Source organism: Streptomyces sp. NPDC005955, assembly GCF_042871255.1.
In the GTDB taxonomy this organism is placed as follows: Bacteria; Actinomycetota; Actinomycetes; order Streptomycetales; family Streptomycetaceae; genus Streptomyces.
The window spans coordinates 326,947-338,565 of record NZ_JBIAIF010000006.1 but is presented as its reverse complement, the minus strand read 5'-3'; the positions used below and the strand labels follow the sequence as shown (position 1 = coordinate 338,565).

Genomic DNA, 11,619 nt, shown 5'->3' with positions numbered 1-11,619 from the left:
GCACCGCTCAGCACCGTCAGCAGTTCCCGGCACCGTCAGCGCTGTCAGCACCGCACGCGGCGCACGACACGTACCCGCACGGCACGCACCTGTACGGCATGCACACGTACGACACAGGGCACACGAGCATCAGCGCACGTCGCACGACCGTTCGGCGCGCCGGCGCACGGGTGGTGCACGGGTGGTGCACGCACAGGGCTCGCACAGCGATGCACCCGAGCGGCGCGCGCCCGCGCACACCAGTGCGCGAGCAGGGCACGTGTTCCCGTACCGACGCACGGGCCGCTCCCACGACATCCACCGAACGAGTGATGTTCGGTGCACTCAGTCCACGGTTCCGTCTACCCGACGGCGGCGTAGCTCTCGTAGCGCTCCTCGTACGAAGCCACTTCGTCCATGTCATCCATCTCGCGCATGTCGTCCACGTCGTCGATGTGCACGGGCAGCAGGCCCGCGCCACGTTCGTACTCGGTGCGCGCGGTCTCCAGCAGTCTGCGCCAGGACGTGACCGTCGGGCGCCGGCGCAGCAAAGCGCGGCGTTCCCGCTCGGTCATGCCTCCCCAGACGCCGAACTCGACGCGGTTGTCCAACGCGTCGGCCAGGCACTCCGTACGCACCGGACATCCGGTGCACACCGCCTTCGCCCTGTTCTGCGCTGCTCCTTGTACGAACAGTTCGTCCGGATCGGTAGTGCGACAGGCCGCCTGCGCACTCCAGTCGGTTACCCAGCCCATACCGGCGCCGTCCTCTCCCGAATTCGAGGCTCCCCCACGGCGGCAGCGGCATATTCACCGCCGCCAGTTGAGGACGTTACGGAAGGCAGGCACAGCGCAACACCCCCTTCGGGCCCAATCTTGAATGGCCCGAACGGACTATGCGTACGCGGCAGATCACCCAACGGAGTGACGCCTGGACATGCGTGAGGGAAGCCACAAAGCAGGAGGGTTCCCCTACGTCACTCCGGACGCGGGGCGACACAGGAGGCGGAATCGGACACTGCCCCGCGGGCCGCCGACGCCTCCGGGCGCTCGGGGGAACTTTCCTCGGGCGGAAGGGGTTTGACCATCTGAAGGGTTGATGTCCGGCCGTACTGCTGTGACAGTCGTGAGCAGCTTAGGCCAAGGCATATACGTGTGTCCGGCGAATCAGAACGTAGGCTGCCTCCATGCCAAACAAGCGCTCGGGCGGTGGGCTGTCCCCCACGCAGCAGGCCGCCAAGTTCCTCGGTGTCAGCGTGCTCGCTGGAGTGGTGCTGGCCGGTATCGCGCTGCCCGCAGCGGGCGCGCTCGGCCTCGCGGCCAAGGGCTCGGTCGACAGCTTCGACGAGATCCCCGCCAATCTGAAGCGCCCGCCGCTGAGCCAGCGCACCACCATCCTGGACTCGGAGGGCGGCCCGCTCGCCACGGTCTACTCGCGCGACCGCACGGTGGTCCCGCTCAAGGACATCTCGCCGTACATGCAGAAGGCGGTGATCGCGATCGAGGACTCCCGCTTCTACGAGCACGGGGCGATCGACGCGAAGGGCATCCTGCGCGCCCTCAACGAGAACGCGCAGAGCGGCGGGGTGGCCCAGGGCGCGTCCACCCTGACCCAGCAGTACGTGAAGAACGTCTTCGTCGAGGAGGCGGGCGACGACCCGACGAAGGTCGCCCAGGCCACCCAGCAGACCCTCGGCCGCAAGATCCGCGAGCTGAAGTACGCGATCCAGGTCGAGGAGGAACTGGGCAAGAAGCGCATCCTGGAGAACTACCTGAACATCACGTTCTTCGGGCAGCAGGCGTACGGCATCGAGGCCGCCTCCCAGCGCTACTTCTCCATCCCGGCCAAGAAGCTGAACGTCGAGCAGGCCGCGCTGCTCGCCGGCATCGTCCAGTCCCCCAGCCGGTACGACCCGGTGAACGACGAGGCGGAAGCCACCAAGCGGCGCAACGTCGTCCTCCAGCGGATGGCCGAGGTCGGGGACATCACCCAGGGCGAGGCCGCCAAGGCGAAGGCCAAGCCGCTCGGCCTGAAGGTCAAGCGCCCGCAGAACGGCTGCATCACCGCCGTCAACGGCGGCGGCTTCTTCTGCGACTACGTGCGCAACGTCTTCCTGACCGACCCCGCGTTCGGCAAGACCAAGGAGGACCGCGCGAAGATCTGGAACCGCGGCGGCCTCACCATCCGCACCACCATGGACCCGCAGGCCCAGGAGTCCGTGCAGGACTCGGTCAAGAAGCACGTCTACAAGAGCGACAAGGTCGCGACGGCCATGTCGATCGTGGAGCCCGGGACGGGCAAGATCCTCGCCATGGGGCAGTCCCGCCCCTACGGCCTGGGCAAGGGCGAGACCGTGCTCAACCTCTCGGTCGACAAGGACATGGGCGGCGGCGCCGGCTTCCAGCCCGGTTCGACGTTCAAGCCGATCGTCGCCGCGGCGGCCATCGAGGGCGGCGTCCCCGCGACGAAGGTGTTCCCCTCGCCGTACAAGATGCCCTTCCCCAGCCCGGTGGACACCTGTGGCGGCGGGAAGTACGTGAACACCTCGAACGAGGAGCTGGAGAACGAGAACGAGAGCGAGGTCGGCCCGTACGGCATGAAGGAGGCGACCGCGAAGTCGGTCAACACCTACTACGTCGAGCTGATCAGCGAGATCGGCATCTGCCCGGTCACCACGCTCGCCAAGCAGATGGGCGTCGAGCGGGCCGACGGCGGCAAGCTGGCGCAGGGCCCGTCGATCGCGCTGGGCACCGAGGAGATGTCCCCGCTCACCATGGCGGGCGCGTACGCCACCTTCGCCTCGCGCGGCACGTACTGCACCCCGGTGGCCATCCAGTCGATCACCAACGCCGAGAAGAAGTCGCTGCGGGTCCCGAAGACCACCTGCTCCCGCGCGATGTCCGAGCGGACCGCCGACACCGTGAACACCCTTCTGCGGGGTGTGGTCGAGGCCGGTACCGGCAAGGAGGCCGGTCTGGGTTCCCGCCCGAGCGCGGGCAAGACCGGTACGACGGACTTCCGCTACGCCGCCTGGTTCGTCGGGTACACCCCGAACGCGGCCGGAGCGGTCTGGGTCGGTGACCCGGCGCACAAGCAGCGGATGGTCAACATCACCATCGGCGGCCAGTACCACGACAAGGTCTTCGGCGGTCAGGTCCCCGGTCCGATCTGGCGCGACGCCATGACCGGGGCGCTCGCCGACAAGGCCGCCCCCGACTTCAAGCTGATCAACATCCCCGACACCCCGCGCAAGCCGAAGAACGAGGACGGCGAGGGCGACGGGGGCGACGGGGGCGGTGACGGCGACAACGAGGACGGTCGCCCCGGTGACGGCCTGATCGGCGGACTCCTCGGCGGCACGAACGGCGGCCGGCCCGGTGGCACGGGCGGCCCGGACACCGACGTCCGCCCCGGCACGAGCGGCGGCGGTGGCGGTAGCGCCGGGCGCAGTGGCGGCGCGGGCGACGGGCGCGGAAGCGACTGATCCGCGCCCCCGCCGCCCACGGGTGGCGGGCACCGAACAAGGCTGAGGGGCGCCCCGGCACACATCGCGTGTGCTGGGGCGCCCCTCAGTCGTGCTCGCCGGATACGCCGCGCGTCCGGACCCCGTCCGGGCCGCTGCCGGCGGCTCCGGGTGGGCTCCGGCGTCGCACCGCCGCAGGCTTCGTCAGCCCGCGAGGAGCTGCTTGACGAGGGCGGCGACCCGGCCGCCCTCCGCCAGACCGGCCACCTTCGGGTTCACGATCTTCATGACCTGACCCATCGCACGGGGCCCCTCGGCGCCCGCCGCACGGGCCTGGGCCACGGCCTGCTCGACGATCTCCCGCAGCTCGTCGTCGCTGAGCTGCTTCGGCAGGTACTCGGCGAGGACCTCGCCCTCCGCCTTCTCCCGCTCGGACTGCTCGGCCCGGCCGCCCTGGGCGAAGGCGTCGGCGGCCTCACGACGCTTCTTCGCCTCGCGGGCGATCACCTTGCGCACCTCGTCGTCGGACAGCTCACGGGCCTGGGTGCCGGCGACCTCTTCCTTGGTGATCGCCGTGAGGGTCAGCCGGAGCGTCGAGGAGCGCAGTTCGTCGCGCCCCCGGATGGCGGTGGTGAGGTCTTCCTTGAGCTTGGACTTGAGCGTGGTCATGGGGGGATTGTCGCAGGCGGGACCGGCCGGACGCCCGGCGATTTACGCAGCGCCGCGGGAACACCCCCGCCGCACGTCCCCGCGCGGGTCCGGGCGCGGGTCCGGGCAAGGCTTGGTCGCAGGTCCGGGCGCCGCCGAATGATCACACCGATCGCGGGTGAGTTGTTCGAGTCTGACACGATGGGGGCATGCGAGCGCGTTATGGAGTACCCCTGTCAATCGCGGCAGTCGGCGCCGCCGGCCTGCTCTACTCGGCGGGTTTCGAGGCCCGTTCGTACCGTCTCCGACGGGTGACCGTTCCGGTCCTCCCGCGGGGGATGCGTCCACTGCGGGTCCTCCAGGTGTCGGACATCCACATGGTCAGCGGTCAGCGGAAGAAGCAGCGGTGGCTGCGTTCCCTGGCGGGCCTGCGCCCCGACTTCGTGATCAACACCGGGGACAACCTGTCCGACCCGGAGGGCGTGCCCGAGGTCCTCGACGCGCTCGGCCCGCTGATGGAGTTCCCCGGGGCGTACGTGTTCGGTTCGAACGACTACTACGGACCGACCCTGCGCAACCCCGCGCGGTACCTGTTCGAGAAGGCCCGCGGACAGCACGGCCTGAACGGCAACCCGCCCGCCGTGGGCGTGGTCCGCAACCCGTGGGAGGACCTGCGGGACGGCTTCGACGCGGCCGGCTGGCTGAACCTCACGAACACGCGGAGCACGCTCAAGCTGGCGACGGGCGCGAGCGGCGTCGAGATCGGGCTCACGGGCCTGGACGACCCGCACATCAAGCGGGACCGCTACGCCCAGGTGGCGGGCGGCCCCGACCCCTCGGTCGACTTCTCGATGGGCGTCGTGCACGCACCGTACCTGCGGGCGCTGGACGCGTTCGCCGAGGACGGTTACCCGCTGATCCTGGCCGGCCACACCCACGGGGGCCAGCTGTGCATCCCCTTCTACGGTGCGCTCGTCACCAACTGCGACCTCGACACCGACCGGGTCAAGGGCCTCTCCACGCACACCGCCGCGGGGCGCACCTCGCACCTCCACGTCTCCGCGGGCTGCGGCACCAGTCGGTACACCCCCGTCCGGTTCGCCTGCCCCCCGGAGGTGTCCCTGTTGACCCTGGTCCCCGCGCCCTGACCGGGTGCGCGGACGCCCGCCGGAGCCCGGGAAACCGGATTTCGTCTCCGGCCCCCGGTGGGCTAAAGTAATCGACGTCGCCGCGATGCGGGGACATCGGGGTGTGGCGCAGCTTGGCAGCGCGCTTCGTTCGGGACGAAGAGGTCGTGGGTTCAAATCCCGCCACCCCGACAGCCAGTAAGACCAGGTCAGGGGCCTGATCCGCGAAAGCGGGTCGGGCCCCTCCTGCGTTTTCGGTGATCGTTTGGGAGAAATCCGGGAGACGATCTTGGTGGGTTTCTCCCAGCAGATGATCACTTGGCAGGGGCGGCACACCTTCCACGTGTTCGCTCACACCTGCACGTTCGCGAACTCCAGTCGCCCGCTCGACCCGAGGACTGCCTGTGGACCACAGTTTCGGCAGCAACAACGACGCCGACAACAGCTCCGCCGAGCACACGGGGCGCCCGTGCGCGGTCTGCGGCACATTGATGGAGTACTGGCGCCCGCGCAGCCAGAAATACTGCTCCGATCCCTGCCGCACTTCCGCCGCCAAGAAGCAGCGGGCTGAACTTCCGAAGGGCGCGCCGAGGGTGCGGCGCCCAAAGCAGACACTCACGCCTGGGACGCCGCCGGTGCCTGACCTCGCAAGGACCCGTGAAGTCCGCGGCGATCCCTACTGGAACCCGATCCTCGCTGCTGCCGAACGTGCCACCGGCGGTCAACCTTGCCGGATCTGTGGCAAGCCCGTTCCAAGGAGCGCCCACTGGGAGCATCGTGACCGGCACGTCTGCTCGGGTCGGTGCAACACCACGCTCAAGCGGCGTACGAAGGCGCGGATCGAGCGGGGTGAGATCGACGTGGGCGCCATCGCGGATCACGGTGACCGATCCTCCGCCAATGCCGACCAGCGCGCTCGGTTCGGGGCGGCGCGGGAACCGCGGGTCTTCTGCACCAGGACCGCCGAAGGCGACTTCCCCTACGAGTTCTACGGGCTGAGCCCCATCAAGGGCGATGTCATCGAGCGGCACGGATCCGTCACCACGTACGCCACCGCTACCTCCCTGGGTGCCGACGGTCTCGTCGCCTTGGTGCGAGCCGGCTCCGAACCCGACGTCGAGCCGATGGTCGCGATCCACCAGCAGACCGGAGCACTCCTGGCCTACACGGGCCGCGTCCTGTGGTGGACCAAGGTGCCCGGCCAGCAGCACCCCCTCGGCCAGCAGACGTCATTCGAGGGGGACGACGGGCGGCATTGGCACTGGCAGAACGAGATCTTCCGTGACGTGGACGAGAGCGGGAAGACCTACGACTGGGAAGCCTGGGTCTGCGTCACCGAACCGACACCCACCCTCTGGACCCCGGCATACACTGCCCACTCCGAGAAGCAGCGGCGCTCCACTCGGGCCCGGAACAGCTACCAGGCCCGCATGCGCGGCTACGGCTCTCTCAACGCCGACGCTGACCAGGTGGACCCGTTCGACATCTACGGACGCGACCAATGGGTCTGCCAGTTGTGTCGTCGCGTGATGAACCCCGCCGTTGAATGGCCCGACCCATGGTCCGCCACCCTCGACCACATCAAGCCTGTCGCGGAGAGCGGCGCGCACACAGCCGAGAACCTTCAGGCAGCCCATTGGATCTGCAACATCCGCAAGGGAGACGCCTGGGGCCCCGGAGACGCCCGGCCCTCCGCTGGGGAGGGCCAGGCCTGACCTGACCTGGCCCCAGGACGAGCGATTGCTAGAGCCTGGCCAGTAGCAGCCGGCCCAGCACGGCGACGGATGACCCGGGGCTCATCAATCGACGAGCGTCGAGGGCCGCCTCCCACTGCTCGGTCAAGCCGAGCATGAGGTGTTTGTGCATGCCCGGGGTGACGTGGGCGTAGCGGGCCGAAACGGAGCCGTCGATGTGGCCCATGCACTCGCCCATGAGGACCTTCTCGGTGCCGAAGTCCTCCATCATCGTCCGGTGGGTGTGGCGGAGGCCGTGGGTGATCGGGAGCCAGCAGGCGTCGCCCGGTTGGCGGCGCCGCGTTCCCGTGCCGAAACGCCGGGCCACGGCTCGCTGAACAGAGGGACGGGCCAGGCCTCCTGTGGGGGCCTTCTTCGGGTACCAGCCGGAGACCGCAGGGGTGAACAGTCAGGTTGCAGAACCGCCTCTGTGCCAGTGGGCAGCAGGCGTCGGCGCCGCCCCGCCCTGCACGAACCCGAGGTCCGCGATGGCCTTCTTCACCCGTGCCCGCGAGGCTTCGGTGACGCGGTCGAAGTGGTTGAGGACGTTGGAGACCGTCCCCGAGGAGACCCCGGCGAGACGGGCAAAGTCGACGAGTGCCGCTCCCTGGTGGCCACCCGTACGGGCCGCTCCCTGGCCACGGACATACGCTCGTCCGTGACAGGTGCAGGGCGTCGGCCTCGTACGGACGATGTGGTTGAGGACCAGGGCCGACAGTCAGTCCATCGAGTCGATGGTGTGGTACCTGTCGTCCTTGGGCGGGCGACTCGTCCCTTCGTCTGGCTGTAGCAGGCCCGGCCTCAACGGTCAGACCTCAGCAGGTTCCCCCTGGACGCAGCAGCCCAGGACCGCTGATCGCGAGCCACGGCGTACACGGCGTCGGCCTGCTCAGGGCTCAAGGCTCCAGCCAAGGGGCGCAGCGCGGACAGTTCCCGATCTTCGATGGCCCGCACGTCCTGCAACGTGGGCTCCACCGTGAGTTTGGCCGGCCTGACGAAGACGAGCACCGGGTTCACCGGGACGGAGAACCCGCATCCGCGATCTAGCACACGCTTCACGATGGCGGCCTCGCGCCGACTGCTCCGCGGGTAAGGGCGTCCCTTCCCGTAGTTGATCCGAGTGGCATGGTCACCGACCCAGACGCTCTTGTTGCGGTGGTTCTTGGTGTTGATCGAGAAGACGCCGCCGGGCCCTATGAGGAGGTGGTCGATGTCCCAGGTCGAGGAGAGCGGTACGGAGTGCAGTGTGCGCCAGCCGTGACGCTCCAGTCGCGCCAGCTCACGGCTGACCAAGCGCTCGCCGCGAAGCCCGGCCCTCCAGGAGGCGTCTTCAGTACGACGGCGCAACAGCCACGTGAGAATGCGCCCCGGTAGGGTCGGGGAAACTTCCCTGATCTTGTCTTTCAAGGCATCACCGGGGCCACGCAACGCGAGGTCGTACTCCTCGGGTGGCGGAGTGCGGCGCGTGGGTTCGACAGCATCGGACACGCCGGCCGTCCGGGTCACGTAGGGCGTCAAGGCATCCAGGATCGGCTGCCGCAACGACTCGTCAACGACCTCGATGTGTCCCGTGCGCCGATCGAACCACGCCACGGCCTTGCCATCGGGCGAATTCACGTAGAGCCGATCCTGACCGTGCCGCTTCCACTCCGACACCCGTAACGCGACCATGCCCACCCCCAGCAATCGGGTACACCGAGCTCCCATGGGATCAGGAGCGAACCACATCCCACAAGGTCCCCTAACTGTCGTTCCCTGGGGCGTCGTTACAGGTTTCCCTGCCGCATCAAGGCACCCGGTGCGGGCGCTCAGACTCCGGGATGGATGCGAGGCGCCGTGCTCACTTCGGGCCGGGTTGTCGGGGGGTGGCGTCGGGGGTCGCGAGGAACTCCCAGATGGTGATCAGGGCGATGACCTGGGCGATCAGATAGGCGACCTGGAGCGAGTAGTAGCGCATCTGGTAGACCGACAGGAGCAGGCCCAAGCGGCTCTGCCAGTACCGCCGTTCACCGCGGAACGTGTCGAAGTCGACGCCGATGCCCGTGACCGTCAGCACGAGCAGCATCGTCGACACCGACAGGGCGAGGCTCGCCGTGCTCTCGCCGGTGAACCGGTACACCAGCACGTCCACCCCGACCGGCAGGGCGAAGGCCACGGTCACCGGTAGGGCCTTCGCCGCGCCGCGCCGCCCCGGGAGATGGCGCCACAGCGTGCCCATGACGAACGCCGCCCCGGTCCAGGTCGCCATCCAGAACACGAACTCCAGCAGGACGTCCGGCAATCCGAAGTGGTTCTGTAGCGTCGACTGCCACGCCTCGCCGCTGACCTTCCAGGCCCAGGTCATCAGCAGGGACGCCGGCACGGCCGGGACGAGGGAAAGGCGGGCGCAGCGGCTGCCGTTGGCCCACCAGTCGTCCCGCGGCCCGAGTGCCAGTGCCCCGTCCACCACGGACACGCCCGCCGGGAGTCGGTCGGCGCCGCCGCCAGCGGGCCAGTCGTGCAGGGCGTTCAGTCGCCTCTCCAGGTCGATCCGCTTCGGCGGTACGTCCCCGAACATGCCCTGGTCCAGTCGACGCAGTTCGGCGTGGATCTCACGATAGGAACGGGACTTCTCCAGCAGCACCGCGCGAGCGGCGGGGTCCGCGGACTCGGCCAGGGGCCGTCCCGAGCGTTCGAAGGGCTGGGCGAGTACCGAGCGCCCGGTGAAGAGGGCCACCGTCCCGTACAGCGCGAACGCGGAGAGGGGTATCCACAGGGGGGTGAGCAGCGAACTGCTCAGGAAGTAGCCGCCGACGAGCGCGACCACGTGGGCGAAGAAGGTGAGGAGCAGCAGGCGGTCCGCGGGGGCGTCGAGCGGGGAGAGCCCTGCCGGGGAGAGCCCTGCCGGGGAGGGGCCGGCCGGGGAAGGTCCGGCCGGGGAGGGGCCGGTCGGGGGGCGCCAGGTGCGCAGCACCGCGAGGATCGCCACGGCGGAGAGGAGCCAGGTGCACCAGATCAGCCAGTCCTGCGCGTTGGCGGCGGACCACATCGTCTCCCACACGAAGTCGTTCCGGTGTTCGACGCCGAAGAGCGGGTCCGTGCGGTCGCTCAGCCAGGCGGCCCGTTGCCACTCGCGTTCCTGGGTGAGCGCCCAGCACACCGCCACGACGACCGACCACACCAGGATCACCGGGCCGGCGATGCGGAGCCTGAGCACCCGGGTGCGGCCGGGGAACCTACGGCTCGTCGGGAGCAGCCCGCCGTCGGTGGCCAGGCGCCAGGCCGCGGCGACGAAACCGAGCAGCGTGAGGGCCAGGAGGCACCAGGCGGCGAGTGCCTGGGCCAGCAGGGCGGTGACCGACGCCTCGTAGGGGGCGGAACGCGGTACGTACAGGCCCAACCCGTGCGGCCAGGCGGCCACCACCACCGGCGGCAGGGTCAGCAGGGCGCCCGCGCGCCAGATCCGCGGGGTGGGTCTGGCGGTGCAGAACAGCACGGCGGCGGCACCGAGGGCGAACGCATGGACGCGGACGGTCTGGACGTCCTGCCACAATCCGCCGGCCCACCGGTCCGCGTAGCGCGCGAGCACGTCGTCGGACAACGTCAGCGCGGCCAGGCCGACCAGGGCGACGGCCCACACGGCGAGGTTGTGCAGCGTGCGTTCCTGGGCCGCGGTGGGAACCGCGGGCCGCCGCCGGTACAGGACGTGCGCGTACAGCAGCAGCGCCGCGATCACGGCCGTTCCGAACAGTGCGGCCGCCCGGTCCAGTCCGACGGCGACCAGTCGGTCGCTCTGTGCGGCCCAGGAGCGTTGCCACGGCGGTTCGAGGGAGACGGTGACGGCCGGCGGCGGCTCGGACCCGGCCCGCTCGCGCTCCGGCTCGGCGACCCGTGTCTTCCCCGCCTTCGCCGTCTTCCCGTCGCCGTCGGGCCTGCTCCCGCGCACCGCCTCGTGCTCCATGTGCCCCTCGGGGGCGGGGGGACGCCAGACCAGGGCCGCGGTGGCGCTCCCCCCGTCGGGGCGGGGCCGGGCGGAGTGGGCGCCCGGGCCACCGGGATCGACCGTGATGCGGTGCCAGTGGGCGTCCTTCAGCGCGGTCGGCGGGCGCAGCGCGAGGGTCCAGCGCTCCGCGCCCGCGCGGATCCTCCAGACCCCCACGTCGAGGTGTTCCCGGTAGGCGTTGACCCAGGAGTGCGTACGGTCGACGACCGTCACGCCGCCGTCCCCGGACGAGGACACGATCGGGGGGCCGCTGCGTCGTTCGTGCCAGCGGCGGTGCTGGCCCGGCTCCGGTCGGGACAGGCAGGACATGGCCCGGACGTAGCGTTCGCTGTTCTCGCTCAGCAGCAGGTCCCCGGCCAGTGGCCAGGTGCCGGGGACTTCGACGCGTAACTCGCTGACGATCTTGCTGAAGGTCCGGTCGCGGTGCTCCAGCCGCACGGTGGTGCTCACGCGCGCCGCGGCCAGCGAGGTCGACGTGCAGGGGTCGGCCTCCGGGGCGGAGGAAGGAACGGGAGCCGTGGGAGACGCGTCGGCACGGGCGGTAGCGGTAGCGGTAGCGGTGGTGGCGGAAAGGAGGGCGAGGGCGAGGGCGCACAGTCCGGCCGACACGGTCCTTGCCAAGGCGCGTTCACCCAAGAGACCAGCTCCCCGAGCGGAATCGGTACCCACCATGATGGGGCACGAGGA

The 11,619-nt window shown here is 69.9% G+C and carries 7 protein-coding genes, 1 tRNA gene and 1 pseudogene; 4 read left to right on the top strand and 5 right to left on the bottom strand.

What is annotated here, in order from left to right:
* Nucleotides 1–341 precede the first annotated feature (341 nt).
* Nucleotides 342–734 carry a WhiB family transcriptional regulator gene (locus ACFYOU_RS17965; protein WP_385484384.1) on the bottom strand — a complete coding sequence of 131 codons (393 nt, stop codon included), beginning with the start codon at nt 732–734 and terminating at the stop codon, nt 342–344.
* Nucleotides 735–1,165: 431 nt separating this feature from the next.
* On the opposite strand from ACFYOU_RS17965, the gene ACFYOU_RS17960 reads away from it, so the two are divergent.
* Nucleotides 1,166–3,463 (top strand): transglycosylase domain-containing protein, encoded by a 2,298-nt coding sequence (locus ACFYOU_RS17960; protein ID WP_391306718.1) that lies wholly within the window; start codon nt 1,166–1,168, stop codon nt 3,461–3,463.
* A gap of 183 nt (nt 3,464–3,646) precedes the next feature.
* Here ACFYOU_RS17960 and ACFYOU_RS17955 read toward each other — a convergent pair whose 3' ends face one another.
* Nucleotides 3,647–4,111, bottom strand: a complete 465-nt coding sequence (locus ACFYOU_RS17955; protein WP_389764934.1) for a GatB/YqeY domain-containing protein — start codon at nt 4,109–4,111, stop codon at nt 3,647–3,649.
* 188 nt (nt 4,112–4,299) lie between these two features.
* Here ACFYOU_RS17955 and ACFYOU_RS17950 point away from each other — a divergent pair, with 188 nt between their 5' ends.
* From ACFYOU_RS17950 to ACFYOU_RS17940, 3 genes are all read left to right on the top strand, one after another.
* Nucleotides 4,300–5,238: a metallophosphoesterase gene (locus ACFYOU_RS17950; protein WP_391306716.1), complete on the top strand. Its 939-nt coding sequence runs from the start codon at nt 4,300–4,302 to the stop codon at nt 5,236–5,238.
* A 97-nt stretch (nt 5,239–5,335) separates the two neighbouring features.
* Nucleotides 5,336–5,409: transfer RNA gene (locus ACFYOU_RS17945), tRNA-Pro, on the top strand.
* Between the two features lie 212 nt (nt 5,410–5,621).
* Nucleotides 5,622–6,932: an HNH endonuclease gene (locus tag ACFYOU_RS17940; RefSeq protein ID WP_391306714.1), complete on the top strand. Its 1,311-nt coding sequence runs from the start codon at nt 5,622–5,624 to the stop codon at nt 6,930–6,932.
* Nucleotides 6,933–6,960: 28 nt separating this feature from the next.
* Here ACFYOU_RS17940 and ACFYOU_RS17935 read toward each other — a convergent pair.
* The 3 genes and pseudogenes from ACFYOU_RS17935 to ACFYOU_RS17925 all read right to left on the bottom strand — a co-directional run.
* Nucleotides 6,961–7,713: pseudogene (locus tag ACFYOU_RS17935) on the bottom strand (LacI family DNA-binding transcriptional regulator); the annotation flags it as partial.
* A 38-nt stretch (nt 7,714–7,751) separates the two neighbouring features.
* On the bottom strand, nt 7,752–8,621 hold the full coding sequence (locus ACFYOU_RS17930; protein ID WP_391306712.1) for an NERD domain-containing protein: 870 nt from the start codon (nt 8,619–8,621) through the stop codon (nt 7,752–7,754).
* Between the two features lie 169 nt (nt 8,622–8,790).
* Nucleotides 8,791–11,604, bottom strand: coding sequence for a DUF6185 family protein (locus tag ACFYOU_RS17925; RefSeq protein WP_391306710.1), 2,814 nt, complete (start codon nt 11,602–11,604; stop codon nt 8,791–8,793).
* Nucleotides 11,605–11,619: the final 15 nt, after the last annotated feature.